Annotated in this window: 23 protein-coding genes; 16 read left to right on the top strand and 7 right to left on the bottom strand. The window is 60.9% G+C overall.

Annotated features, from left to right (window positions below; translation table 11 throughout):
• Nucleotides 1-27: 27 nt before the first annotated feature.
• From AC3WOY_RS01585 to AC3WOY_RS01560, 6 genes are read left to right on the top strand one after another with little or no spacing between them, the layout of a single operon-like run.
• Entirely contained in the window at nt 28-2,241 is a 2,214-nt protein-coding gene (locus AC3WOY_RS01585) for a 4Fe-4S binding protein (protein WP_492420625.1), read from the top strand.
• Complete coding sequence (locus tag AC3WOY_RS01580; RefSeq protein ID WP_492420624.1) at nt 2,241-3,533, top strand: nitrous oxide reductase family maturation protein NosD; 1,293 nt, start codon at nt 2,241-2,243, stop codon at nt 3,531-3,533. The genes AC3WOY_RS01585 and AC3WOY_RS01580 overlap by 1 nt, the downstream gene beginning before the upstream one ends.
• The gene (locus AC3WOY_RS01575; protein ID WP_492420623.1) at nt 3,505-4,425 is read left to right on the top strand and encodes an ABC transporter ATP-binding protein; all 921 of its coding nucleotides are present in this window, start codon (nt 3,505-3,507) and stop codon (nt 4,423-4,425) included. The genes AC3WOY_RS01580 and AC3WOY_RS01575 overlap by 29 nt, the downstream gene beginning before the upstream one ends.
• Nucleotides 4,418-5,242 carry an ABC transporter permease gene (locus AC3WOY_RS01570; protein WP_492420622.1) on the top strand — a complete coding sequence of 275 codons (825 nt, stop codon included), beginning with the start codon at nt 4,418-4,420 and terminating at the stop codon, nt 5,240-5,242. Before AC3WOY_RS01575 ends, AC3WOY_RS01570 begins: the two co-directional genes overlap by 8 nt.
• Nucleotides 5,239-5,763 (top strand): nitrous oxide reductase accessory protein NosL, encoded by a 525-nt coding sequence (locus AC3WOY_RS01565; RefSeq protein WP_492420621.1) that lies wholly within the window; start codon nt 5,239-5,241, stop codon nt 5,761-5,763. The genes AC3WOY_RS01570 and AC3WOY_RS01565 overlap by 4 nt, the downstream gene beginning before the upstream one ends.
• A 10-nt stretch (nt 5,764-5,773) precedes the next feature.
• A complete protein-coding gene (locus AC3WOY_RS01560; protein WP_492420620.1) occupies nt 5,774-6,430 on the top strand; it encodes a hypothetical protein in 657 nt (218 codons plus the stop codon).
• Here the strand turns inward: AC3WOY_RS01560 and AC3WOY_RS01555 are convergent, their stop codons facing one another.
• Both AC3WOY_RS01555 and AC3WOY_RS01550 read right to left on the bottom strand, forming a co-directional pair.
• Entirely contained in the window at nt 6,431-6,853 is a 423-nt protein-coding gene (locus AC3WOY_RS01555) for a VOC family protein (RefSeq protein WP_492420619.1), read from the bottom strand.
• Entirely contained in the window at nt 6,837-7,223 is a 387-nt protein-coding gene (locus AC3WOY_RS01550; protein WP_492420618.1) for a VOC family protein, read from the bottom strand. The genes AC3WOY_RS01555 and AC3WOY_RS01550 overlap by 17 nt, the downstream gene beginning before the upstream one ends.
• Before the next feature lie 141 nt (nt 7,224-7,364).
• On the opposite strand from AC3WOY_RS01550, the gene AC3WOY_RS01545 reads away from it, so the two are divergent.
• Complete coding sequence (locus AC3WOY_RS01545) at nt 7,365-8,285, top strand: flagellar brake protein (RefSeq protein WP_492420617.1); 921 nt, start codon at nt 7,365-7,367, stop codon at nt 8,283-8,285.
• 148 nt (nt 8,286-8,433) lie between these two features.
• Here the strand turns inward: AC3WOY_RS01545 and AC3WOY_RS01540 are convergent, their stop codons facing one another.
• The 5 genes from AC3WOY_RS01540 to AC3WOY_RS01520 form a co-directional block, all read right to left on the bottom strand.
• Nucleotides 8,434-9,165, bottom strand: coding sequence for a DUF2778 domain-containing protein (locus AC3WOY_RS01540; protein WP_492420616.1), 732 nt, complete (start codon nt 9,163-9,165; stop codon nt 8,434-8,436).
• 196 nt (nt 9,166-9,361) lie between these two features.
• A complete protein-coding gene (locus tag AC3WOY_RS01535) occupies nt 9,362-10,045 on the bottom strand; it encodes an anaerobic ribonucleoside-triphosphate reductase activating protein (protein ID WP_492429135.1) in 684 nt (227 codons plus the stop codon).
• 22 nt (nt 10,046-10,067) lie between these two features.
• Entirely contained in the window at nt 10,068-10,262 is a 195-nt protein-coding gene (gene nrdD / locus AC3WOY_RS01530) for an anaerobic ribonucleoside-triphosphate reductase (RefSeq protein WP_492420614.1), read from the bottom strand.
• A 30-nt stretch (nt 10,263-10,292) separates the two neighbouring features.
• On the bottom strand, nt 10,293-12,314 hold the full coding sequence (locus tag AC3WOY_RS01525; RefSeq protein ID WP_492420612.1) for a ribonucleoside triphosphate reductase: 2,022 nt from the start codon (nt 12,312-12,314) through the stop codon (nt 10,293-10,295).
• A 212-nt stretch (nt 12,315-12,526) separates the two neighbouring features.
• Nucleotides 12,527-12,964 (bottom strand): universal stress protein, encoded by a 438-nt coding sequence (locus AC3WOY_RS01520; protein ID WP_492420610.1) that lies wholly within the window; start codon nt 12,962-12,964, stop codon nt 12,527-12,529.
• A 439-nt stretch (nt 12,965-13,403) separates the two neighbouring features.
• Between AC3WOY_RS01520 and AC3WOY_RS01515 the strand changes: the two genes are divergently transcribed.
• From AC3WOY_RS01515 to AC3WOY_RS01475, 9 genes are all read left to right on the top strand, one after another.
• Nucleotides 13,404-14,651, top strand: a complete 1,248-nt coding sequence (locus AC3WOY_RS01515) for an MFS transporter (RefSeq protein ID WP_492429133.1) — start codon at nt 13,404-13,406, stop codon at nt 14,649-14,651.
• A gap of 29 nt (nt 14,652-14,680) precedes the next feature.
• On the top strand, nt 14,681-16,066 hold the full coding sequence (locus tag AC3WOY_RS01510) for a NarK family nitrate/nitrite MFS transporter (RefSeq protein WP_492420608.1): 1,386 nt from the start codon (nt 14,681-14,683) through the stop codon (nt 16,064-16,066).
• Nucleotides 16,067-16,263: 197 nt separating this feature from the next.
• Entirely contained in the window at nt 16,264-19,971 is a 3,708-nt protein-coding gene (locus AC3WOY_RS01505) for a nitrate reductase subunit alpha (protein ID WP_492420607.1), read from the top strand.
• A 27-nt stretch (nt 19,972-19,998) separates the two neighbouring features.
• Nucleotides 19,999-21,555: a nitrate reductase subunit beta gene (gene narH / locus AC3WOY_RS01500; RefSeq protein ID WP_492420605.1), complete on the top strand. Its 1,557-nt coding sequence runs from the start codon at nt 19,999-20,001 to the stop codon at nt 21,553-21,555.
• A gap of 90 nt (nt 21,556-21,645) precedes the next feature.
• Entirely contained in the window at nt 21,646-22,314 is a 669-nt protein-coding gene (gene narJ, locus AC3WOY_RS01495) for a nitrate reductase molybdenum cofactor assembly chaperone (protein WP_492420604.1), read from the top strand.
• A 42-nt stretch (nt 22,315-22,356) separates the two neighbouring features.
• Nucleotides 22,357-23,040, top strand: a complete 684-nt coding sequence (narI, locus tag AC3WOY_RS01490) for a respiratory nitrate reductase subunit gamma (protein ID WP_492420603.1) — start codon at nt 22,357-22,359, stop codon at nt 23,038-23,040.
• A gap of 29 nt (nt 23,041-23,069) precedes the next feature.
• Nucleotides 23,070-23,816, top strand: a complete 747-nt coding sequence (locus AC3WOY_RS01485; RefSeq protein WP_492420601.1) for a peptidylprolyl isomerase — start codon at nt 23,070-23,072, stop codon at nt 23,814-23,816.
• Between the two features lie 263 nt (nt 23,817-24,079).
• Nucleotides 24,080-24,400: a DUF427 domain-containing protein gene (locus tag AC3WOY_RS01480; RefSeq protein WP_492420599.1), complete on the top strand. Its 321-nt coding sequence runs from the start codon at nt 24,080-24,082 to the stop codon at nt 24,398-24,400.
• Nucleotides 24,397-25,032: a hypothetical protein gene (locus AC3WOY_RS01475; RefSeq protein WP_492420597.1), complete on the top strand. Its 636-nt coding sequence runs from the start codon at nt 24,397-24,399 to the stop codon at nt 25,030-25,032. The genes AC3WOY_RS01480 and AC3WOY_RS01475 overlap by 4 nt, the downstream gene beginning before the upstream one ends.
• Nucleotides 25,033-25,044 lie beyond the last annotated feature (12 nt).

Raw genomic sequence — 25,044 nt, 5'->3', positions numbered from 1 at the left:
GTCCCGAACTTCTTCCCCCATCCGCATATGAAACTCAGGTTTGACCGCGCGCGACTGCTGCCGCACCTGCTGGTGCTGATGGCAGCGTTGATTGTATTTTTCTCCATTCCCCGTGCCGCCCTGGCGTCGATGTACGACACCGTGCTCTCTGAAGAGCTGCTGCACGGCCCCGACTTGTGTGCGCAAGCGCCATGCAAGGACGTCATGCCCGCCGCGCAGGAATTCTCGAAGCGCAAAGGCATGCCGACCTACGTCGAGGCATACGTAAACGACAACGGCCAGAAGCGCGTGGTCGGTTACGTATTCCTGTCGACGGACATCGTCGATATTCCCGCTTATTCCGGCAAGCCGATCGTCACGCTGATCGGCATGGATACGCGCGGTGTCATTACCGGCATCCAGATCCTCAAGCACTCGGAACCGATCCTGCTGGCCGGGATTCCGGAATCGGTGCTGGTGACCTTCATTCACCAGTATCACGGCAAGAGCGCCGGCGCCAAACTTGAAATCGGCCAGGGCCGCAGCGGCGTGACCGGACTCGACGGCATCAGCGGCGCAACCGTGACAGCCATTGCCGAGAACCAGGTCATTTCGCGCAGCGCCTACGACATTGCCCGCCAGGTGGGCATCATCAAGGCAGAGCCGCGTCCGCCCGCACGTTTTGCCGCGGTCAACGAGAAGCTCGACTGGAATGCCATGGTCAAGGAAGGCAGCATCGAGCACCTGCGCGTGGAGCCGAAGGATGCCGGCGGCATCGAAAACGGCGAGCCGTACATCGACATGTATTTCGGTTACCTGAACGTGCCGGCGATCGGCAGGAGCGTCCTCGGCGAGCAAGGCTATGCAAGCCTGATGCAGGACCTGAAGCCGAACGAACATGCCATTTTCATCGTCGCCAACGGCCAGTCTTCATTCAAGGGATCTGGCTTCGTCCGCGGCGGCATTTACGACCGCATCCAGGTGCGGCAAGACCCGGCATCCTTCACGTTCCGCGACACCGACTACTTCAACCTGTACCAGTTGGCCGCTGCCGGCACACCGGCATTCAAGGAGTCGGCGATCTTCATCCTTCGCTCGGCCGACTTCAATCCGGCGTACCCCTGGGACCTGAGCTTCCTCGCCAACAAGATCGATACGCAGAAGGGCACCAGGACCTTCGCGCACTTCGACCGCGAATACTGGCTGCCGGCACGCTACCTCGAAGGCGGAAGGCCGCATGTGGAAAGGCCGCAAGCCGCATGGAAGGCGATCTGGAACGGCCGCGTGCTGGAAATCGTGCTGTTCGTCTTGATCCTCGGCGCCACCGCTTTGATCTATTCGCAACGCGACCGCCTGGTGCGCGCATCCAACCGCAAGAGCAAGCCGTGGATCTCGATCCCGCGCACGGTGCTGTGGGTGCTCAGCGTCGGCTTCATCGGCTTCTACCTCAAGGCGCAGCCCAGCATCACGCAGGTGATGACCTGGTTCCATTCGTTGATCCATCAGTGGAAATGGGAACTGTTCCTGTCCGATCCGTTCATCTTCATTTTCTGGTGGTTCATGATCATCACGATCGCCATCTGGGGACGGGGATTGTTCTGCGGCTGGGTATGTCCGTTCGGTTCGCTGCAGCACCTGGCCTTCAAGGCCGGCCAGTGGCTTGGCTTGAAACGCTTCCAGACGCTGCTGCCGAAAAAGCTGCATGACAAGCTGAAGTGGGGGAAGTACGTTGTCTTCGCCGTGCTGGTGCTGGTGTCGTTCTATTCGATGGAGACGGCGGAGGTGCTGGCCGAGGTCGAGCCGTTCAAGACCACCTTCCTGGTCGGCGCATGGAACCGGTCCTGGCCCTTCGTGCTGTTCGTCGCTGCCATCCTCGGCATTTCCATCCTGAGCGAGCGGCCGTACTGCAAGTACATCTGCCCGCTTGGCGCCGGTCTTGCCATCCCCGGAAAGTTCCGGCTGTTCGGCCTGAAGCGCAAGAGCGAATGTCAGACTTGCCATGCCTGCGCGGCTGGCTGCGGTTCGCATGCCATCGATGCGGCAGGCAATATCGACCAGAAGGAATGCCTGCTGTGCCTGGACTGCATGGTGATGTATTACGATGACCATGCCTGCCCGCCGCTGGTCAAGGAACGCAAGGTGCGCGAGAAGCAGGGCCTTCCGTTGACCGCCATTGACGGCAAGGGCTATTTCATTCCGCTCGAAAGCGTGCGGCGGAACCTGTCCGAAAAGACGGCGCAAATGGCAGCACGACAGGAGTAATGCAATTGCAACACAACAGGAAAACCGGTTGCAGGATGGCAGTATTGGCGGCATTGTGGCTCGCCGCCAATACTGGCTGCGCAGCCGTCCTGAAAGTGGAAGCGGGCGGTTCGATCGCCTCTGTCGTCAGTGCGGCCAAGGCGGGTGACACCGTCGAGATCGCGCGCGGCGAGTACGCCGAACATGTCGTGATCGACAAGCCGCTGACCCTGCGCGGCATGGGGCGGCCGACCATTCGCGGCGGTTTCTCCGGCGATGTGATCCGGGTGCGCGCAAGCGATGTGACCATCGAGGGCATCATCGTGCGCGACAGCGGCATCGACCAGACCGCGCAGAACTCCGGCATTTACTTTGAACCGGGCGCCCACCGTCCAGTGGTGCAGGACTGCGACGTGGTGCACAGCCTGTTCGGGATCTGGCTGGAGAAAGTGGATGACGCCCTCATCCAGCGCAATACGATTGTCGGCCGGCGCGACCTGCAGACCGCCGCGCGTGGCAACGGCATCCAGCTGTACAACTCGGCCGGCGCCAAGGTCCTTGACAACCACATCAGCCATGCGCGCGACGGCATCTATGTCGACTTGTCGCGCAAATCCGTATTCCGGGGCAACCGCATCCATCACCTGCGCTACGGCACGCATTACATGAACACCAACAACAGCGTGTGGGAAAACAACGAGGTGTACATGAACCGCGGCGGACTGGCGCTGATGGAGGTGAAGGACCTCACCGTACGCAACAATATCGCCTGGGGCAACACCGACCACGGCATCATGCTGCGCACCATCCAGGATTCGACCGTCGAGAACAACATCGTGGCGGGAAACGGCCGCGGCTTTTTCATCTATGACGCAGAGTACAACGTCGTCCGCGCCAACCTGGTGACGGGGAACGAAGTCGGTGTCCACCTGTCTGCAGGTTCGGGCAACAACAAGGTCGACGGCAACGATTTCATCGACAACCGGCAGCAGGTCAAGTACGTCGCCTCACGCGATGTGGAGTGGGGCAAGAACCAGGGCAATTACTGGAGCAATTACAGCGGATGGGACCAGGATGGCAATGGCAAGGGTGATATCCCGTACGAGGCCAACGACGTCGTGGACCGGCTCAACGGACAGTATCCCTTGCTCAAGCTGTTGCTGACCAGCCCGTCGATCCAGACGCTGCGTTTTGTGGCACGCCAGTTCCCGGTGCTGCGTGCGCCCAGTGTGGTGGACAAGAACCCGCGCACACGTCCCTTGAATCAGGATTGGAGAAAGTGGAATGACAAACGTCCCTATTCAGGTGACTGAAGTCACCAAACGCTTCGGCGACGTACAGGCGCTTGACGGCGTCAGCCTGACCGTCGGAAAAGGCGAGATGTTCGGCCTGATCGGCCACAACGGCGCGGGCAAGAGTACCCTGTTCAAGCTGATGCTCGGGCTGATTCCTGCATCGGCAGGCGAGGTCCACGTCCACGGCGCAGCAACCGGCAGCAAGGCATTCCGCGAGGTGCGCCGCCGTATCGGCTACCTGCCGGAAAACTTTGTCACTTATGACAACCTGACCGGACTGGAAGTGCTACGCCTGTTTGCCGACCTCAAGCAAGTGCCGCGCCGCGAATGCGATGCACTGTTGGAGCGGGTCGGCCTCGGCGATGCGGCCGGCCGCCGGGTGCGCGGCTATTCCAAGGGCATGCGGCAGCGTCTCGGCTTCGCGCAGGTCTTGCTGGGAAACCCTGACCTCATCTTCCTCGACGAGCCGACCAACGGCCTCGATGCGGAGGGCATCCACGACTTCTACCGCATTCTCCGCGAGGTGCAGTCGCAGGGCGCTACGGTCGTCATCACCTCGCACATCCTGGCCGAGATCCAGGAGCGCGTCGACCGGCTGGTCATCCTGACATCGGGCCGTGTGGCGGCACAAGGCACCATTGCGCAATTGCGTGCGCAACTAGTGCTGCCGTCGGTGATCGAGGTCAGCCTTCATCCGGGCTACCAGCAACAGATGCATGGCGCGTTTTTCGGCACGGGGGGGCTGGACATGCGCATGGGCGAAGACGTGGCACATATCTCCTGCGCGCCTTCGGAAAAGGTGGCGGTTTTGCAGCTGCTCTCCACGATGGCGCATGCGGTGCGCGACATCAGCATCCGCGAACCGTCGCTGGAAGACCTGTTCCTTGGCTATGGAGGCCAGCATGCATAAGCTTTTCGATTGCGCCCAGGTGCGCATCATCGCCGGCAAGGAATTCCGCGACCGTATCCGCAACCTCTGGGTGCTGTCGGTGGCCCTGATCTTTTCCCTGTTCGCGCTCGCCATTGCCTATTTCGGTACGGCACAACAGGGGACGGTAGGATTCCGCGGCATCGACGTGACGATCGCCAGCCTGGTCAGCCTGGTCATCTACCTCGTTCCGCTGATCTCGCTCATTCTCGGGTACGACGCGATCATCGGCGAGCGCGAACGCGGTTCGATGGAGCTGTTGCTGTCGATGCCGATCACGCGCTTCGAAATCCTGCTGGGCAAATACATCGGGCTGTCCGGCGCCCTCGCGGTTTCCACGCTGGCGGGCTTTGGCGCGGGCTTGCTGCCGATGGCGTCGCAGTTGAGCGTGAACGACGTCTACCACTATGCCGGTTTCGTGTTCTCCGCCATTCTGATGGGCATGGCCTTCCTCAGCCTGTCGCTGCTGGTGTCGGTGTTGGCCTCGGACCGCATGCGCGCGTCGGGAATCGCGATTGCGCTCTGGTTCTTCTTCGTCCTGATTTTCGACCTGGTGCTGACAGGCGCGCTCGTCGTGAGCAATGGCAGCCTGGGCAGCAGCATGTTCGGCGCCTTGCTGATGCTGAACCCGGCGGACGTGTTCCGCCTGCTGAACATCTTCAGCTCGGAGCAGGTGCAATCCATGTACGGGCTGGCTACCGTGATGCCCGAACGCCTGACCGATCCCATGATCCTGACCGCCATCATGTTCGGCTGGATCGCCACCCCATTCCTGATTGCACGTTGGAGATTCAAATGAAAGCAACAACATCCGCTCTGCGCAAGCCGGCATTGATCGTCCTGGTCGCGCTGCTGGCAGCCTGCGGCAAGGAAGTGGCGCAGGCCGTTGCCGTCGAGCCGGACCAGGGAACCGCCTGTGCGCTGGACGGCATGGTGCTGAAGGATTATCCGGGGCCGAAGGCGCAGATCCACTACAAGGAAGGCGCGCCCGAGTTCTTCTGCGACCTGGTCGAACTGTTCGGCATGCTGCTTGCGCCGGAGCAGAAACGGCCGGTTGCCGGCGTGTTCGTCCAGGACATGGGCAAGGCGGACTGGTCGCGCCCCGAGGGGCACTGGGTCGACGCGAAAGCGGCGTATTACGTCGTCGGCAGCAAGAAGGCCGGATCGATGGGAGTCACCTTCGGCTCCTTTGCCAGCCTGCCGGATGCCGAAGCCTTCGCAAAAAAGGAAGGCGGGACGATCCATCGCTTTGAACAGATGACATTGGAAATGGTCAATCAGCCCAAGAAGGGCGCATCGCACGATGGCGGCATGCATTGAAGGGGCAGTGATGAACGAACAGTGGATTGTGGATGAAGAGGGCGGCATGGACCCTACGGCCATGCAGTCCTTGTATGCAAAGACGCTGTACCGGCTGCGCGAGGGACGCAAGGCTCTGCTGAATCAGTACGGTGTGACGGAAGAGCCGCAGTTGCTGGCGAAGATACGGGAAGGCCAGGCCGGCGAGCATCCTGCTTATGAGCATTACCTGGGCGCGCTCATCATGGAACAAGGGCGCATGCAGCTGCGGGAGGAATTGCTGGTGCGCTTCGGCGGCAAGACGGACGACGCCGTGCCGGCGATCAGCGTGCACCTGATGCTGCAGGAACGGCTGGAGGAGGTTTACGGCAGCCGCATGAGCGAGCCGGTGCGCGTCGCACAGGATGCGCTGCTGCTCTCCTTCGACACCGGGTTGATGATGGAAGTGCGCTGCTTCAGCGGCGACGAATTCTCCGTGCAATGGAACTGGGGCGAGGCCGAATTGCGGCTCGATACGGCGCCAGTTCATTCCGGCTTGCCGGGATACCCATGGCATGTGCATCGCGATGACGGGGAAATTGTGCCGGTCCCTGACGGCGTGCGTGACGCCGATCCCTGGGAGACGCTCTCGCGACTGCTCGATATCCTATTCGTTGACCCGTTGCTTGAAGGCTCCGGTCAGGTGTAATCAGGGAATTTCCTTGGCGGCGGGTGCGCCTCCGCCGTAAGTGCCGTTCTCGAATTCGATCAGGCAGAAACCGTGTCCGAACGGGTCGGAAAAGCTGATGCATTTCGATCCGTTCCATTCAACACATTCGCTTTCGCGAATCGCGCCTGCATCGATGGCGCGTTCAACGGCGGCCTGCAGATCCTCCACAACGAAGTCCATATGCACCGGCGTCCAGTGCCTGGCATAGTCGCGCCCTTGCGGCATAGCGTGTGCGAAGTGCGATCCCGGTGCATTCTGCAGCAGGTAGAGCACGGACGAGGCGCCGGTCAGTTCTGCCACATCGTCGTCAATGATCCGGTTCAGCGTGAGCCCGAGGGCGGCCGTATAGAAGCGGATCGCCTGTGCGAGGTCCGGAACGTCGATGTTAACGATGACGCGCATAGCTCACGGTCAGCATTTCCCATTGGTGCCCATCCGGCTCGTTCCAGTAAGCGATGCTGCCGCCGAGTGCGGTGTTGACCTTGTGGTCCACCGGGCCGTGGACGTTGCTGCGCCAGGCAATGCCGGCCGCCTTGATGCGGGCGAGGATGGCGTCGAATTCCTGCTGGTTCACGCGGAAGCAGTAGTGGATCCTGGGTATCGGCTCCGGCCATTCGTCGAAATCGAAGGTCAACCCGTCGTTGACATAGACCGCGGAAAACGGACCGATGCTTGTCTCCGACCAGGGAACGCCGAGCAATTCGGCGAGCAGTTTTGCCGAAGCGACCTTGTTGCTGGCCGGGACCATGATGTGGTCAAGATGGACAGGCATGGCATCCTCCGGACGTTTGGACTGATTTCAATGTAACAGCCCAAGCAAAATAACGCTAAGATAAGACGCTGAAGTATCCACGTGGCAAGGCAACAGGAGCAAGGCAGGGCGCCCACCAACCACTTTCTTTACGCGCGGAAAATGAGCCTGATTTCGATAGAAAACGACAAGCTGGCCGTCGGAACCCGGTTGCCCTGGACCTTGTACGACCAGGATCGCAACGTGCTGATGGAGCGCGGGCAGGTGATCGAAACGGAAGAGCAGCTTGACTTGCTGCTGGCATCCCATCCTCTTCGGGAACTGTCATGGCAATCGGCGGCGGAAAAGTCCGCAAGCGAAAACAGCGCGCTGGATAAGGCGCTTTCAACTGGTACGGACAACCGTTTTACATTCCAGGACATGCGGCTGCGCGTGGGCGACCGCATTCAACTGCAGCCGCCTGCTTCGATGGGCGCGGAGCGCCATATCGTCCGGCTGCTCGGCTATCTCGACAATGCCAGCCTGATGGTCACGGCTCCCGCAGTGAACGGCATGCGCGTGCCGGTGCGCGAGCATGACAAGATCGTCGCGCGCGTATTCAGCAGCCAGAAGGCATTCGCATTCGATTGCACGGTGGTGCGCATATGCAAGATGCCCTACGACTATCTCCACCTGTCCTTTCCCGATGTCGTGCAGGGGGCGGTCATACGCAAGTCGCCGCGCATCAAGACAAAAATCATCGCCTCGATTTCGACGCCGGGCGACGGAAAGGGCAATGAAAAGCAGCCGGGCGTGATCGTCAACCTGAGCGCCGACGGTGCGCTGGTCAAGGCACGCCAGCAACTGGCCGCGAAATCCGAGGAAATCGTATTGTCATTCCGCGTGACCCTGCACAACATGGAGGCCTACCTGACCGCAAAGGCCGTCGTCCGCAACGTGTTCGAGGACGAGGAAAAGGAGGGGGGAGATGCGCTCAGGGTCCAGCACGGCATCCAGTTCCTGGACTTGCAGCCGAACGACAGCGTGATCCTGCAAAGCCTGATTTACCAGCAGATGATCGAGCAGCCGCATACGCTGGCTTGAACTCGCCACGAGTTCAGTAACTTTTCAGCCGAGTGACGCGTCCAGATGAATTTGAGGGGGCGGCGCGCCATTCGTCTAGTTCCCCCCTGTCAGGGGGAAGCAGCCTATCGGTACTCCGCCTCTGGCCCGGCGAATTCATTTCGAGGATCTACTGGTTTTGACTTCTTCGAATTTTTCGCCAAACCTGGACGCTGAAGTACGTCATGAGAGCCGCAGAAAGAAAAGAGAACACGAGCGCAACCATTATCTCCACATCCGCTATCTCTTCTGCATTTTTTGCATCAAGGGTCAGCACGAGATAGTGCCAGAACGATTGCGGCAGCAGCCCAAGAACTGAGGGACTATTGAACAAGTACATGGCAAACGTTACTGCCATGAGTAGCGTCCAGAGCACAAGCAGGATTGAATGTATTACACGTTTCACCGGACCCTTACCTTTCCATAAGCTTTCAAGGAGCTTCCCTGTACTGCAACAGGAGGCTGGCTTCGGAGTACGGAGCTGATAAATCGAAAGTCGATCAACCATCTCGATGGTGATACAACCACGGCTGATCCCGGCACTTCCCTTGGGATGCATCCGGAAGGCGCCGCGTTTGACCTCATTGCAGAACATTTCGTCATCGATCTTGCTGTCAATGGCGTGAAGGGCGAACCATTCGCTTCGATGATTCCATCTGTCTCTCACGGCTCCTAGCAGACCACCAGATTCACGGTCGAATATGTAATAGTCGCCAAGTGGAATCGGGCCAGAGTCAGCAATGCAGGCAGCACCGAGCCTGTTCACGTTGGTACCCAAACCGGAAAAGGCTGGCACGGATATACCGCCCAACCTGAGATCACTCATTGGTTTGCCGTTTAGCGCGAACGAGCATTCAATCATTGTTCCTCCGAAACAGATGCAATTGGAGGCGCTAGATTAATACAAATATTGCCAAAATGACACGAATTGCGGTTGCTTGTGGAAATTGACCGCGACTTACTCGGGAGTCTTAAATTATGGCGTCCCATTAAGTAAGGCCGAGCCTGAAGACGAAGCGCACGGCATTACGCTCCGCTTCATCCATGCTGCGTGGATGTCAAGCCGGCCGATAGCTGAATCGCTCAAACATCCCCGACACCTGCTGCACCAGCCCCTCGCTCGGATAACCTGCCACCGCAGTCGCCTTCAATTCCTTGGTCTTGCACCCCTGCGCCCGGAAGGTCTGCAGCGCATAGTTCTTCACGCCCATGGAGGACAGTGCGCGGGCGATATCCATGATTTCTTCTTCGCTCAGCAGCGAGGGATGCACCGTCGTCCGGAATTCATACTCTTTCCCGCTCGCCAGCACGGCTTCCGCGCAGGCCAGTGCCTGCAGGCCACTGTCGGCAATGCCGGTGACCTTTTCGTACTGCGCGAACGGCGCTTTGATGTCGAGCGCCACCCAGTCGACCAGCGGCAGCAATTCGTTCAGGCGCTGGGGGTACGAGCCGCCGGTGTGCAGGCCGATTTCGAATCCCAGCTTGCGCGTATCCTTGATGGCATTGCCGATGGCCGGGTCGAGCGTGGGCTCGCCGCCGCTGAAGACCACGGCATCGATCAGTCCGACGCGTTTCTCCAGCAGGCCGAGCACCTTGCTCCACTGCAGCGGGCTCTTCTGCAGGCGCATCTGCAGGTGCGGGTTGTGGCAGTAGCCGCAAGACCACGGACAGCCCTGCACGAAGACGACCGCAGCCAGCTTGCCCGGATAGTCGGTGGCGGTGAACGGCGTGACGCCGCCCACCTTCAGCGTGCGTGGTCCGGGTTCAGCTGCCGAGATTCGCGCATTGCTCGTCAAAGTACTTGCGCTCATGGAATTCTCCCTTTTTTCCGATATTGAATGAGGACAAAGGCCGGTGATATCCCATCACCCGCGTCCAGATCTCGCAAGGCTGGCGTTCGGCATCGGTCAGGATGATCTGGCGGGGTTCGAGGGCCTTCTGGTTGCTGAGATCGGTCATGTTTGTCTCCTTGATGGTTTCGCAGGTCATTTAATTCGCCTCCAGTTCGCGTGTCTTGCGCTCGATGATGTCCGCGTCGCACTTCGGGCAGAACGCATGGCTGCCGCTGAGGTAGCCGTGTTTCGGGCAGATCGAGAAGGTCGGCGAGACGGTGATGTAGGGCAGGCGGAAGCGGCTCAGGGCGCGCTTGACCAGCGTGCGGCAGGCATTCGGGCTCGAGACCGGTTCGGTCATGTAGAGGTGGAGCACGGTGCCGCCGGTGTACTTGCGTTGCAGTTCCTCCTGGCGTTCCAGCGCCTCGAACGGGTCGTCGGTGAAGCCGACCGGCAGTTGCGAGGAATTGGTGTAGTAGGGCATGTCGGGCGTGCCGGCCTGCAGGATTTCCGGATAGCGCTTGCGGTCTTCCTTGGCGAAGCGGTAGGTGGTGCCTTCGGCCGGCGTCGCTTCCAGGTTGTACATGTTGCCGGTCTGGTCCTGGAACTCGAGCATGCGTGCGCGGATGTGGTCGAGCAGGCGCACCGCGAGGCCCGCACCCCATTCGGTCGTGATGTCATGCGCGTCGCCGGTGAAGTTGCGGATCATTTCATTGATGCCGTTCACGCCCAGCGTGGAGAAGTGGTTGCGCAGCGTGCCGAGGTAGCGTTTGGTGTACGGGAACAGGCCGCTGTCCATGTGGCGCTGGATGACCTTGCGCTTGATTTCCAGGCTGGCCTTGCCGAGTTCGAGCAGGTCGTCCACGCGGGCAAACAGGGCTTCCTCATCGCCGCGGTACAGGTGGCCGAGGCGGGCGCAGTTGATCGTGACCACGCCGAGCGAGCCGGTCTGCTCGGCCGAGCCGAACAGACCGTTGCCGCGCTTGAGCAGCTCGCGCAGGTCGAGCTGCAGGCGGCAGCACATCGAACGGATCATGTTCGGTTTGAGTTCCGAATTCAGGAAGTTCTGGAAGTAGGGCAGGCCATAGCGTGCCGTCATCTCGAACAGCAGTTCCGCATTCGGGCTGTTCCAGTCGAAATCCTCGGTGATGTTGTAGGTCGGGATCGGGAAGGTGAACACGCGGCCCTTGGCGTCGCCGGCCATCATCACTTCGATGTAGGCGCGGTTGATCATGTCCATCTCGGCCTGCAGCTCGCCGTAGGTGAAGTCCATTTCCTTGCCGCCGATGACCGGCACCTGCTCGCGCAGGTCTTCCGGGCACACCCAGTCGAAGGTGAGGTTGGTGAACGGCGTCTGCGTGCCCCAGCGCGAGGGCACGTTCAGGTTGTAGATCAGTTCCTGCATGTACTGGCGGACCTGTGCGTAGGACAGCTTGTCCTTGCGCACGAAGGCGGCCATGTAGGTGTCGAAGGAGCTGAACGCCTGCGCGCCCGCCCATTCGTTCTGCAGCGTGCCGAGGAAGTTGACGATCTGGCCGACGGCGCTGGACATGTGCTTCGGCGGACCGGATTCGACCTTGCCGGGAACGCCGTTCAGGCCTTCGTTGAGCAGGGTGCGCAGCGACCAGCCGGCGCAGTAGCCGGCCAGCATGTCGAGGTCGTGGATATGGATATCCGCGTGGCGATGCGCTTCTCCGACTTCGGGCGGATAGACGTGGTTGAGCCAGTAATTGGCGATCACCTTGCCGGAAACGTTCAGGATCAGGCCGCCGAGCGAGTAGCCCTGGTTGGCATTGGCGTTGACGCGCCAGTCGAGCTGCTGCAGGTATTCGTTGATCGAGGATTCGACATCGACCAGGGTCTTGCGGTCGCTGCGCAGCTTCTTGTGCTGCTCGCGGTAGATGACGTAGGCGCGCAGGGTCTTGCGGTAGCCGGCGTCGAAGAGGACGGCTTCGACCACGTCCTGGATCTGCTCGATATGCGGCGCGGTATCGCTGTTGAGCTGGATGCGTTGCATGACCGCTTGCAGCGTCAACGCCTCGGCTTCGTCATGGCCGAATTCGCCGGTGGCCTGGCCCGCGCGCAGCAGTGCGGAGAGAATCTTGTTCGGGTCGAACGGCTTCACAGTGCCGTCGCGCTTGACGATATGCGTCAGGAAGGTAATGGCGCGTGGGGTCATTTAGTCTCCATAAAAGCACAATATCTTGTGGTTCGATAGATGGTAGAGACTAAATCTAGTGCATTCAACGCGTGCGAGGGCATTTTTCCAAATAACTTGATCTGGAATAACTTGATGCATTCCGGTACGTGTTGTCGTGCTGTCAACTTCCGGAGGGATGGGAGGCGTGGACCACCATCCACGGGGCTGCCCATCGATCCGTCAGGCTGTTGTTAGCGGAATACCAAGACCGGTATGGTCGAATTGGCCAGCACTTTCTGCGTTTCGCTACCGACAAACAGTGCGCTCAGGCCCTTGCGGCCGTGCGATGCCATGAAGATCACGTCGCATTGGTGATTCGTGGCGGCCTTGATGATTTCCTCATACGGATTGACCGAGCGGGCGGTCACCGTTTCGCAGGGAACATTTGCCGCCTGCGCGGCGGCGGCGATCTTGCCGACATTCGCATCCGCAATCGCGCAACGGTCCTGGAAGGCTTGCTTGGAGTCGGAGACGCTCATTCCGTCCGAGACGTGGGAGTAGTCGCGCGGCTCGGATACCGAGATACCGATCACCTTGCTGCCGGCGCCTTTTGCGAACGTGATTGCTGCATCGATCGCTTTGTCGGAGAGCGAGGATCCATCGGTGGGAACAAGAATCGTCTTAAACATGGTTCATTCTCTAAATATGGGGGGAGCGCCCCGAGACGCTGCGGCCATCCTAGGTTTCAGGGCGGAAATCAACCTTGATCCTGGTCAAATTGGGCCGGAAACGCGTCGAATCGAAGACTCCCTTCTCCCGCAGGCGGGAGAAGGGTTGGGGATGAGGGAGGATGCCAAGACCGCGATCCCTCTTGCGCACGCCCTCACCGCCAGCCCCTCTTCCGCCTGCGGGAGCGGAGAGTAACGGCTCCGGCGTGGAAGAAGTCAGTTTAATACTCCTTTTGGCCTAGCCGGACGAGTGCTCCGCTATTCCCTTCGAACGATCGGACTAAGTCGCTTGCCTTTGCCGGATACCCCTCCGGCCAATAGTGCCTTGCAGGGCGCAGACGTAACCTTCCGACATCGCGTCAATCATCGAGGGAGGTGCGTCGTGACCATACAAGAAAACATGAAGGGGAAGCAGATATCGGTGCTGGCGAGCAGTACGTTCGCATTCACCATCTGCTTTGCGGTCTGGATGATGTTTGCCGTCCTTGGCATTCCCATCAAGACCAAGCTGGGGTTGAATGAAACGCAATTCGGCCTGCTCGCCGCGACGCCGGTGCTGACCGGTTCGCTCGTACGTGTCCCGCTCGGCATCTGGACCGACAAGTTCGGCGGCCGCCTCGTCCTGTTCGTGCTGATGCTGTCGACGGTGATCCCGATCTACCTGATCAGCGAGGCCACCGAATACTGGCACTTCCTGGTTCTCGGCCTGTTCGTCGGCGTTGCCGGCGGTTCGTTCTCGGTCGGTACGCCTTATGTCGCGCGCTGGTTCCAGCCGGAGCGGCGCGGTCTTGCGATGGGCGTTTTCGGCGCAGGCAATTCAGGCTCGGCGCTGACCAAGTTCGTGGCGCCGGCGATCATCGCCGCATTCGGCTGGCAGTTCCTGCCGAAAGTCTATGCGGCAGCGATGCTGGTGACCGCGCTCGTGTTCTGGTTCTTCAGCTACACCGACAAGTCGCACACTATCCCGTCCAACGTCAGTTTCATCTCGCAGATGCGCATGCTGAAGGACCCGCGCGTCTGGCGCTATTGCCAGTACTACTCCGTGGTGTTCGGCGGTTATGTCGCGCTGGCACTGTGGATGACCAAGTACTACGTGTCGGAATACGGCTTCGACATGAAGCTCGCCGCCTTGCTTGCCGCCTGCTTCTCGCTGCCGGGCGGCGTGCTGCGCGCGCTGGGCGGCTGGATCTCCGACAAGTATGGTGCCTACAAGGTGACCTGGTATGTGATGTGGGTGTGCTGGGTGGCGTTCTTCCTGTTGTCCTATCCGCAGACCAGCATGGTCGTTAAGACGGTCAACGGTCCGATGAGCGTCGATATCGGCATCAACGCCTGGTTCTTCACCTTCCTGCTGTTCGTGGTCGGCGTCGCCACCGCGATCGGCAAGGCGTCCGTCTTCAAGTTCATCTCGGATGACTTCAGCCACAACATCGGCGCCGTGTCGGGCATCGTCGGCCTGGCCGGCGGCCTCGGCGGTTTCATCCTGCCGATCATGTTCGGCGCGCTGGTCGACCTGACCGGCATCCGTTCCAGTGCATTCATGCTGCTCTACGGCACGGTCTGCGTGTCGCTGGTGTGGATGCATTTCTCATTCAAACCCGAGCGGGAAACTCCGGATGTTTCCATGCCGCTCAAAAAGGCGGCATGAGTTGTCGCATTCGATAAGAGGAGAACAACGTGAGCAAATACCTGATCAGTCACTGGGAACCGGAAACGCCATCGTTCTGGGTCAGCAAGGGCAAATCCACCGCCAATCGCAACCTGTGGATTTCGATCCCTGCGCTGCTGCTGGCATTCGCCGTCTGGATGGTGTGGAGCGTGGTGGTGGTGAACCTGCCCAACGTCGGCTTCCAGTACAGCACCAACCAGCTGTTCTGGCTGGCGGCGCTGCCTGGCCTGTCCGGTGCGACGCTGCGCGTCTTCTACTCCTTCATGGTGCCGATCTTCGGCGGCCGCAAGTGGACGACGATTTCGACCGCATCGCTGTTGATCCCGTCGATCGGCATCGGCTTTGCGGTGCAAGACCCGAACACCGGTTATCCGACGATGCTCGTGCTGGCGCTGCTGTGCGGCTTCGGCGGCGGAAATTTTGCTTCCTCCATGGCCAACATCAGCTTCTTCTTCCCGAAGGCGCAGAAGGGCTACGCGCTGGGCATGAACGCCGGCCTCGGCAACCTGGGCGTATCGGTGGTGCAGTTCGTGGTGCCGCTGGTGATCACGGCCGGCATCTTCGGCGCCATCGGCGGCGAAGCGCAAATCTGGACCAAGGCAGGCGAAACCAAGCAGATGTGGCTGCAGAACGCCGGCTTCATCTGGGTGCCGTTCATCGCTCTGACCACCTTTGCCGCCTGGTTCGGCATGAACGACCTGGCGTCCGCCAGCGCTTCGTTCTCCGAGCAAGCCGTCATCTTCAAGCGCAAGCACAACTGGCTGATGTGCTGGCTGTACATCGGCACCTTCGGTTCCTTCATCGGCTACTCGGCCGGTTTCCCGATGCTGATCAAGTCGCAGTTCCCCGACGTCAATCCGCTGCAGTATGCCTACCTCGGCCCGCTGGTCGGCGCCCTGGCTCGCGTCGCAGGCGGCTGGATCTCGGACAAGCTGGGCGGTGCTGTCGTTACCTTCTGGACCTTCGTCGTGATGATCCTGGCGGTGATCGGCGTCATCACCTTCCTGCCCGTTGCCGGTTCGGCGGGCAGCTTCAAGGGTTTCTTCTGGATGTTCATGCTGCTCTTCGCCGGCACCGGCGTCGGCAATGCCTCGACCTTCCGCATGATCCCCGTGATCTTCATGACCGAACGCCAGCGCGCCGCCGCGGGCAAGGGCAAGCAGGCGGAAGCGCAGGCCATCGTCGACGCCAACAAGGAAGCTGCCGCCGTGCTCGGCTTCTCTTCGGCGGTCGGTGCCTACGGCGCCTTCTTCATCCCCAAGAGCTACGGCACCTCGATTGCCATGAGCGGCGGCCCCACTGCGGCGCTGTGGTGCTTCATCGCGTTCTACGTGTCCTGCATCGCGATCACCTGGTGGTGCTACTCGCGCAAGAACGCCGCAATGCCGTGCTGAAAAATCGCAGGGTGTGCGGAGCGCACCCTGCGAATCGAGATAGTTCAAAAGAACTAGCCGGGCTAATACCAACGCAGGTATCAGCCCGACTTCTTGCGAATAGGAAGGACGAGAGGGGCTACGTAGACTTGATACAGAGCCGATCTCGAAGAAGTTAAAACAATGCGCCCGAAAATGGGCGCACGTATGGAGAAACCATGAGTCACTTTCTGGACCGCCTGAAATTCTTCAGCAAGCCCAAGGAAACCTTTTCCAACGGCCACGGCGCGGTAGTGCAAGAAGACCGCACCTGGGAAAACGCCTACCGCCAGCGCTGGCAGCACGACAAGATCGTGCGCTCCACGCACGGCGCCAACTGCACGGGCTCGTGCAGCTGGAAGGTGTATGTGAAGAACGGCCTGATCACTTGGGAAACCCAGCAGACCGACTATCCGCGCACCCGCCCGGACCTGCCGAACCACGAGCCGCGCGGTTGCCCGCGCGGTGCGTCGTATTCCTGGTACGTGTATTCGGCCCAGCGCGTGAAGTACCCGATGGTGCGCGGCCGCCTGATGCAGATGTGGCGCGAGGCGCGCAAGACCATGGACCCGATCAAGGCCTGGGAAACCATCAGCCAGGATCCCGTACGCGCCGCCAAGTACAAGAAGGTGCGCGGGCAGGGAGGTTTCGTTCGTGCCGAGTGGGATGAGGTCAACGAGATCATCGCCGCCAATAACGCTTACACCATCAAGAAATACGGTCCGGACCGCATCATCGGCTTCTCGCCGATTCCCGCGATGTCCATGGTCAGTTATGCAGCCGGTACCCGCTACCTCAGCCTGATCGGCGGCGTGGCGATGAGCTTCTACGACTGGTACTGCGACCTTCCGCCATCCTCGCCGCAGATCTGGGGCGAACAGACCGACGTGCCGGAATCCGCCGACTGGTACAACTCCACCTACCTCATGGTGTGGGGCTCCAACATCCCGATGACCCGTACCCCTGATGCGCATTTCTATACCGAAGTGCGTTACAAAGGTACCAAGACTGTCGCCGTGTCCTCCGACTTCGGCGAAATGGCCAAGTTCGGCGACATCTGGCTCGCGCCGAAGCAGGGCACCGACGCCGCGCTCGCGATGGCGATGGGTCACGTGATCCTCAAGGAATTCCATGCCAGCGGCAAGTCGTCCTACTTCCGCGAGTACGCGAAGCAGTACACCGATTTCCCGATGCTGGTGCTGCTGAAGGAAAAGAACGGCTACCTGGTGCCGGATTACTTCCTGCGCGCCTCCCATCTCGCCAACAACCTCGATGAAGCCAACAACCCGGAATGGAAGACGCTGGTCATCGACGAAGCCTCCGGCGACATCGTGGCACCGTCCGGCTCCATCGGTTTCCGCTGGGGCGAGTCCGGAAAGTGGAACCTCGAACAGAAAGAAGGCAAGAGCGGCAAGGCAATCGATCCGGTGCTGTCGCTGATCAACAGCAAGGATGATGTGGCAGGCGTCGGTTTCGCTTACTTCGGCGGCTACGATGCCAACGACATGCTGGTACGCAATGTACCGGTCAAGAAGGTCCAGCTGGCTGACGGCACAACGGCGCTCGTTGCCACCGTGTACGACCTGTCGATGGCGAACTACGGCGTCGATCGCGGCCTGGGCGGCGGCAATGTCGCCACCAGCTACGACGATGATGTTCCGTACACCCCGGCCTGGCAGGAAAAGCATACCGGCGTGAAGCGCGCCGACGTCATCACCGTCGCCCGAGAATTCGCCGACAACGCCGACAAGACCCGCGGCAAGAGCATGGTCATCGTCGGCGCCGCGCTGAACCACTGGTACCACATGGACATGACCTACCGCGGCATCATCAACATGCTGATGATGTGCGGCTGTGTCGGGCAGTCCGGCGGCGGCTGGGCGCACTACGTCGGCCAGGAAAAGCTGCGTCCGCAGACCGGCTGGACCCCGCTGGCCTTCGCGCTCGACTGGAACCGTCCGGCACGCCAGATGAACTCCACCTCGTTCTTCTACGCGCACACCAGCCAGTGGCGCCATGAAAAGCTGCACAGCAACGAGATCCTGACGCCGACGGCGGACGGCGAGTTCTCGACAATGTCGATGATCGACTTCAACGCCAAGGCCGAACGCCTGGGCTGGCTGCCGTCGGCACCGCAGCTCGAAACCAACCCGCTGGAAGTCGTTCGCGCTGCGGAAGCAGCAGGCAAGGACCCGGTGAAGTACGCCGTCGAGCAACTCAAGGACGGCAAGCTGAACCTGTCCTGCGACGATCCGGACAATCCGGCCAACTTCCCGCGCACCATGTTCGTGTGGCGCTCCAACATCCTGGGCAGCTCGGGCAAGGGCCACGAGTACTTCCTGAAGTACCTGCTCGGCACGCAGAACGCACTGATGAGCGAGGAAGAAGGCTGCGTCAAGCCGCGCGACATCAAGATCCGTCCGGCAGCGGAAGGCAAGCTGGACCTGCTCGTCGTGCTCGACTTCCGCATGTCGACCACCGCGCTGTATGGCGACATCGTGCTGCCGACCGCGACCTGGTACGAGAAGGACGACCTGAACACCTCGGACATGCACCCGTTCATCCACCCGCTGTCCGAAGCCGTGCAGCCGCTGTGGAAGGCAAAATCTGACTGGGAGATCTACAAGGGCATCGCGAAGAAGTTCACGGAAGTCGCCGGCGATTATCTCGGCACGCAGAAGGACCTGGTGCTGACCCCGCTGATGCACGACACTCCCGGCGAACTCGGCCAGCCCTTCGATCCGAAGGATTGGCGTGCCGGCGAGTGCGAGCCGATCCCCGGCAAGACCATGCCGGCGATGACCGTCGTGGAGCGCAACTACAAGGACGTGTACAAGAAGTTCACCTCCATCGGCCCGTTGCTGGAGAAGGTCGGCAACGGCGGCAAGGGCATCAGCTGGAAGACCGGGCATGAGGTCGACGTACTGCGCGGCCTGAACCGCGTGGTGACGGAAGAGGGCGTGTCGAAGGGCCAGCCGCGCCTCGAAACCGCAATCGACGCCGCCGAAATGATCCTGTCGCTCGCCCCGGAAACCAACGGCCACGTCGCCGTGAAAGCATGGGACGCGCTGTCCAAGATCACCGGCCGCGAGCACACGCACCTGGCGATCCCGCGCGAGCACGACAGCATCCGCTTCCGCGACGTGCAGGCGCAGCCGCGCAAGATCATCTCCTCGCCGACCTGGTCCGGCCTGGAAAGCGAAGAGGTCAGCTACAACGCCGGCTACACCAACGTGCACGAGCTGATCCCCTGGCGCACCCTGACCGGCCGCCAGCAGTTCTACCAGGATCACCAGTGGATGCGCGAGTTCGGCGAAGGCCTGTGCGTGTACAAGCCGGCGATCAACACCAAGACCACCGGCGCCATCAAGGACAAGCGCCCGAACGGCAACAAGGAGATTGCGCTCAACTGGATCACTCCGCACCAGAAGTGGGGCATCCACTCGACCTACTCGGACAACCTGCGCATGCTGACCCTGTCGCGTGGCGGCCCGCACGTCTGGCTGTCGGAAATCGACGCCAGGGAAGCCGGCATCGTCGACAACGACTGGATTGAGGTCTTCAACGTCAACGGCACGCTGGTGGCTCGCGCGGTGGTATCGCAGCGCGTCCCGGTCGGCATGACGCTGATGTACCACGCCCAGGAGAAGATCGTGAACATGCCGGGTGCGGAGACTTCGGGCATGCGCGGCGGCATCCACAACTCGGTGACCCGCGCCGTGACCAAGCCCACGCACATGATCGGCGGTTACGCACAGTTGTCGTACGGCTTCAACTACTACGGCACCGTCGGTTCCAACCGCGACGAGTTCGTCCTGATTCGCAAGGTGAAGAACGTCGACTGGCTGGAAGGCCCGCTCAAGGAAAACATGCGGGAAAAAGCGTAATCACACAGTCACCATTCTGGAGCAAACATGAAAATCAGAGCACAAATTGGCATGGTGCTGAATCTGGACAAGTGCATCGGTTGCCATACTTGTTCGGTCACCTGCAAGAACGTCTGGACCAGCCGTGACGGTGTGGAATACGCATGGTTCAACAACGTCGAATCCAAGCCGGGCGTCGGCTACCCGAAGGAGTGGGAAAACCAGGACAAGTGGAACGGCGGCTGGAAGCGCAACGCCGACGGCAGGATCGAACCGCGCCAGGGCAGCAAGCTGAAGATCCTGGCCAACATCTTCGCCAACCCGAACCTGCCGGCCATCGACGACTACTACGAGCCGTTCACCTACGACTACGAGCGCCTGCAGAACGCGCCGCTGTCGGAGACGCCGCCGACCGCGCGTCCGGTCTCGGTGATCACCGGCCAGAAGATGGACAAGATCGAATGGGGCCCGAACTGGGAAGACGACCTCGGCGGCGAGTTCGCCAAGCGCAGCAAGGACAAGCTGTTCGACGGCGTGCAGAAGGAAATCTACGGCACCTTCGAAAACACCTTCCTGATGTACCTGCCGCGCCTGTGCGAACACTGCCTGAACCCGGCCTGCGTCGCCTCCTGCCCGTCCGGCTCGGTCTACAAGCGTGAAGACGACGGCATCGTGCTGGTGGACCAGGACAAGTGCCGCGGCTGGCGCATGTGCATCTCCGGTTGCCCGTACAAGAAAATCTATTACAACTGGTCTTCCGGCAAGGCCGAGAAGTGCACCTTCTGCTTCCCGCGCATCGAAGCGGGCCAGCCGACGGTGTGCTCGGAAACCTGCGTGGGCCGTATCCGCTACCTCGGCGTGATGCTGTACGACGCCGACCAGATCGAAGCCGCTGCATCCGTGAAGGACGAGCAGGACCTGTACGAAGCCCAGCTCAAGCTCTTCCTCGACCCGAACGATCCGAAGGTCATCGAGGAAGCACGCAAGCAGGGCATCCCGGAATCCTGGCTGGAATCCGCCAAAAAATCGCCGGTGTTCAAGATGGCGATGGAGTGGAAGGTCGCCTTCCCGCTGCATCCGGAATACCGCACGCTGCCGATGGTCTGGTACATCCCGCCGCTGTCGCCGATCCAGGCCGCGGCCGAGTCCGGCAAGATGGGCATGAACGGCATCATCCCGGATACCAAGAGCCTGCGCATCCCGGTCAAGTACCTTGCCAACCTGCTGACCGCAGGCAAGGAGCAGCCGGTGGTCCATGCGCTTGACCGCATGCTGGCGATGCGTGCCTACATGCGCGCCAAGTCGGTGGACGGCACGGAGAACCTGGAGGTGCTGAAGCAGACCGGCCTGTCCAAGGCGGAGGTGGAAGACATGTACCACATCATGGCCATCGCCAACTACGAGGACCGCTTTGTCATTCCGAGCAGCCACAAGGAAATGGTCGAGGACAGCTTCAACGAGAAGGGCTCATGCGGCTTCAGCTTCGGCAACGGCTGCTCGGATGGCGTGAGCGATCAATCGCTGTTCGGCAAGAAGAAGCAGGGTTCGGTGATCTTCGTCGACATGCCCAAGTCGAGGAAGAAGAAAGAGACGGAGGGCGTGTAGGACGCCTAGTGGCAGGATGGGGCCCGCCAATCCCACCCCATCCTGCCGTCCGTACCCGCCGACAGGCATGCGTTGAATAAGGAAATGACCATGCAACACTATCAAGTCTTGTCCACATTGCTGATGTACCCGGAGGAGGCGCTGATCGAGGCGCTCGACGAACTGTACGCGGCGCTGGACGGCCAGCCGGAGATGAAGGCGACGCTGCAGCCGCTGTTCGCTTACCTCGCCGGCGAAGACCTGCTCACGCTGCAGGAAAACTACGTGTCGACCTTCGACCGCAATCCGTCGCACTCGCTGCACCTGTTCGAACACATCCATGGCGAGTCCCGCGACCGCGGCCAGGCCATGGTGGACCTGATGCAGGAGTACAAGAGCCACGGCTTGCAGATGTGCGCCGACGACCTGCCGGACTACGTGCCGCTGTTCCTCGAGTTCCTGTCGCAGGTCGACAAGGAAGAGTCGGACCGCCTGCTTTCGGACGCCGTGCACGTGCTCGCGCACCTCGGCCGCAAGCTGGCGGCCAACAACAGCCCGTACGCGGTCGTGCTCCAGGCCGCTGAAGCGCTCAGCCCGGTGCCGGCGGAAGAACTGTCCGAACCGCCGATCCGCGACATGGACGAACTGCTTGAGACCATGGGGCCCGGAGCGGATGGCGTCGAGCCGCTGCTCAACAAGGGATTGAGCTGCGGATCGAGCGGCGTGAAGCCGATCAACTTCCATCCCGCGCGTCGTCCGGCAGCGGCAGCACCGGCCTGACAAACCAATGACGGTGCCACAGGATTACAAGGAGATAAAAACATGAACTACCTGCATCAATTCGTTTTCGGGATTTTCCCGTACATCGCGCTGGCGATCTTCCTGCTCGGCAGTCTGGTCCGCTTCGACCGGGAGCAATACACCTGGAAATCGGAGTCCAGCCAGATGCTCCATCGCGGATCGCTGCGCTTCGGCAACATCTGCTTCCACATCGGCATCATCGGGCTGTTTTTCGGTCATGCTGCCGGCCTGCTCACCCCGATCTGGGTGTGGGATACGCTGGGCGTGTCGCACGGCGCGAAGCAGATCATCGCCATGACCGCCGGCGGCATCATGGGCACGCTGTGCCTGGTCGGCCTGCTGACACTGCTGGCACGCCGCTTTTCCAATGACCGCCTGCGCGCCGTGACCACCTTCAAGGACAAGATCGTGCTGCTGTGGATCCTGGCCACGCTGCTGCTCGGCCTTTCCACCATCTTCATGTCGGCATCGCACACCGATGGCCACCTGATGACGCTGTTCATGCAGTGGGCGCAGCACATCGTCACCTTCCGTGGCGATGCCGCCGGCTTCCTCGCAGAAGCGCCGCTGCTGTTCAAGGTGCACCTGTTCATGGGCATGTCGCTGTTCGTGATCTTCCCGTTCACCCGCCTGGTGCACGTGTGGAGCGGCTTCGCGTCCGTCGGTTATCTCAGCCGCGCGTACCAGCTGGTGCGCCCGCGTTAATGTCACGTCACTGAAAGAGGAGAGGGACCATGGGTATTTCCGTCAACGGCATCGAGATCACGGATGAAGCCATCGAGAAGGAAATCGTGCACCATCAGAAAGCGGAAAACCCATTGAAGGAAACCGTCCACGAGCTGGTCCTGCGCACCATGCTGCTGCAGGAAGCGGACCGGCTCGGCCTGGACGGCGATGACGACGACGCCCGCATCGAAACGCTGTTCGCCAAGGAAGTGCGCGTTCCGGAAGCGGACGATGCGGCGTGCGAAACCTACTACCGCAACCATCAGGAGCGCTACACCTGCGGCGAGCTGGTGGAAGCGCGCCACATCCTGTTCCAGGTGACGCCGACCGTCTCGCTCGAATTCCTACGGGCTACAGCGGAATCGGTGCTGGAAGAATTGCAGCGCAATCAGGAGCGTTTCGTCGAGCTGGCCAAGACCTATTCGAACTGCCCCTCGGGCGCGCTGGGCGGCAACCTCGGGCAACTGGCGCGCGGCCAGACCGTGCAGGAATTCGAGCGCATATTGTTCCGCCTGGGCGACGGCGAGATGGCCAATCGCCTGATCGAAACCCGCTTCGGCTTGCATATCGTGCAGGTCATGAAGCATGTCGAAGGCAAGCTGTTGCCGTTCGATGCGGTGAAAGCGCAGATCGCGGAAACGTTGACGCAGCAGGCCTGGCACAAGGGACTGCACCAGTACTTGCAGATTCTTGTGGGGAAGGCGGATATCCAGGGGGTGACGCTGGAAGGGGCTTCGTCGCCGCTGGTGCAGTAGGGCTCGCCCAAGTACCCGTTCGACGCCCACGGGGGAGGCGGTTCAGGCGCTCTGCCTCATCCTCCTCACTTCGGATCTGACCACCGCCAACTGCTCGAACGGCACAACCGGCTTCGACAAGCTGTCAGCGCACGCATGCGAACTACTGCGCATTCGGATTCAAATCAAAGCAAACGTACATGTCCGCTGTTACGGCGCACTGACAGCCGCGTCCGGGCGCTTTTCGTACGCGTGTCATCATTCCGTCATACCGGCAGGCGAAAATGCCGGTAGCAATTCTTGTCATGCCGCTGGAGGTTCACATGAAAGCGATCTGGAATGAAATGGTTATCGCCGAGTCGGACGATATCGTGCTTGTTGAAATGGACTATTTTTTTCCGCTATCCTCCGTAAAGCCCGAATATCTTCGCCTCAGCCGGACGCGGGATGCGGCCGCGGCGAAAGATTCGGTCATTACCTTCAGCCTGCAGGCCGGCAGGAAGAAGTGTGCCGACGCCGTGTGGTACTACGACCATCCTCGGTACGCGCCTACCGGCGTCTTGGGTCGCGTTGCCTTCCGCAAGGAAGTCCGGTTCGAGGAGTGAATCGGACCCGACCGCCAGCTACCACCATCGTCTCGCCGGGTCTTCACCGCCAAGGATGTCCGGATGCCGCATCATCTCACCTCGACGCCATCTCGGACCGCTACGCGCCTCGGCAAACTCGATCCTGCGTCGATGTGGTCGTTTCCGGACATACGCACAGTGCGTACGTGTGCGATTACGGCAGGACTGATCCGGCAAAGCCCATCCTCCTGACAAGCGCCGGGCAATACGGAACCTTGCTGACTGACATCAACCTGACCGTTGACCCGGTGCTTGGCCGCGTCCTGGCGTCTTCCGCCCGGAACCTGATTGTCCAAGGCGAGTCCCATGTCACGGCAGACAGTGAGGAAGTGCACATCAGCGCAAGATATCCCCGATACGAGAGGGATCCGGGTGTCGACAAGCTGGTCCGGCGGTATGCGGATGCGGCACGGCCCCTCACGGCGGTCGTCGCCGGCTGGCTGGATACTCCCGCAACGCGAAGGAAGGGCCGATCAGGTGAAAGCATGCTGGGAAACCTTATTGCAGATGCGCAACGCTGGACGTCGATGCCCTGGCTGGCTGCCTCAAGTCTGGCGCGATGCGCAATCCGCAATGCGCAGGCGCTTGGGCGCATCAAGCGCCTGGACTGATCCGATACAAGG

The sequence above is a fragment of the Noviherbaspirillum sp. FW303-A3 genome, from assembly GCF_058788695.1.
Note: the sequence above shows the minus strand (reverse complement) of the source record. Positions and strands in the feature narration are given on the sequence as shown.

What these genes read in the sequence shown, in the direction of transcription:
- AC3WOY_RS01585 (WP_492420625.1), top strand. Translation starts at nt 28, where the DNA reads ATGAAACTCAGGTTTGACCGCGCGCGACTGCTGCCGCACCTGCTGGTG.
- AC3WOY_RS01580 (WP_492420624.1), top strand. Translation starts at nt 2,241, where the DNA reads ATGCAATTGCAACACAACAGGAAAACCGGTTGCAGGATGGCAGTATTG.
- AC3WOY_RS01575 (WP_492420623.1), top strand. Translation starts at nt 3,505, where the DNA reads ATGACAAACGTCCCTATTCAGGTGACTGAAGTCACCAAACGCTTCGGC.
- AC3WOY_RS01570 (WP_492420622.1), top strand. Translation starts at nt 4,418, where the DNA reads ATGCATAAGCTTTTCGATTGCGCCCAGGTGCGCATCATCGCCGGCAAG.
- AC3WOY_RS01565 (WP_492420621.1), top strand. Translation starts at nt 5,239, where the DNA reads ATGAAAGCAACAACATCCGCTCTGCGCAAGCCGGCATTGATCGTCCTG.
- AC3WOY_RS01560 (WP_492420620.1), top strand. Translation starts at nt 5,774, where the DNA reads ATGAACGAACAGTGGATTGTGGATGAAGAGGGCGGCATGGACCCTACG.
- AC3WOY_RS01555 (WP_492420619.1), bottom strand. Translation starts at nt 6,853, where the DNA reads ATGCGCGTCATCGTTAACATCGACGTTCCGGACCTCGCACAGGCGATC.
- AC3WOY_RS01550 (WP_492420618.1), bottom strand. Translation starts at nt 7,223, where the DNA reads ATGCCTGTCCATCTTGACCACATCATGGTCCCGGCCAGCAACAAGGTC.
- AC3WOY_RS01545 (WP_492420617.1), top strand. Translation starts at nt 7,365, where the DNA reads ATGAGCCTGATTTCGATAGAAAACGACAAGCTGGCCGTCGGAACCCGG.
- AC3WOY_RS01540 (WP_492420616.1), bottom strand. Translation starts at nt 9,165, where the DNA reads ATGATTGAATGCTCGTTCGCGCTAAACGGCAAACCAATGAGTGATCTC.
- nrdD (WP_492420614.1), bottom strand. Translation starts at nt 10,262, where the DNA reads ATGACCGATCTCAGCAACCAGAAGGCCCTCGAACCCCGCCAGATCATC.
- AC3WOY_RS01525 (WP_492420612.1), bottom strand. Translation starts at nt 12,314, where the DNA reads ATGACCCCACGCGCCATTACCTTCCTGACGCATATCGTCAAGCGCGAC.
- AC3WOY_RS01520 (WP_492420610.1), bottom strand. Translation starts at nt 12,964, where the DNA reads ATGTTTAAGACGATTCTTGTTCCCACCGATGGATCCTCGCTCTCCGAC.
- AC3WOY_RS01515 (WP_492429133.1), top strand. Translation starts at nt 13,404, where the DNA reads ATGAAGGGGAAGCAGATATCGGTGCTGGCGAGCAGTACGTTCGCATTC.
- AC3WOY_RS01505 (WP_492420607.1), top strand. Translation starts at nt 16,264, where the DNA reads ATGAGTCACTTTCTGGACCGCCTGAAATTCTTCAGCAAGCCCAAGGAA.
- narH (WP_492420605.1), top strand. Translation starts at nt 19,999, where the DNA reads ATGAAAATCAGAGCACAAATTGGCATGGTGCTGAATCTGGACAAGTGC.
- narJ (WP_492420604.1), top strand. Translation starts at nt 21,646, where the DNA reads ATGCAACACTATCAAGTCTTGTCCACATTGCTGATGTACCCGGAGGAG.
- narI (WP_492420603.1), top strand. Translation starts at nt 22,357, where the DNA reads ATGAACTACCTGCATCAATTCGTTTTCGGGATTTTCCCGTACATCGCG.
- AC3WOY_RS01485 (WP_492420601.1), top strand. Translation starts at nt 23,070, where the DNA reads ATGGGTATTTCCGTCAACGGCATCGAGATCACGGATGAAGCCATCGAG.
- AC3WOY_RS01480 (WP_492420599.1), top strand. Translation starts at nt 24,080, where the DNA reads ATGCCGGTAGCAATTCTTGTCATGCCGCTGGAGGTTCACATGAAAGCG.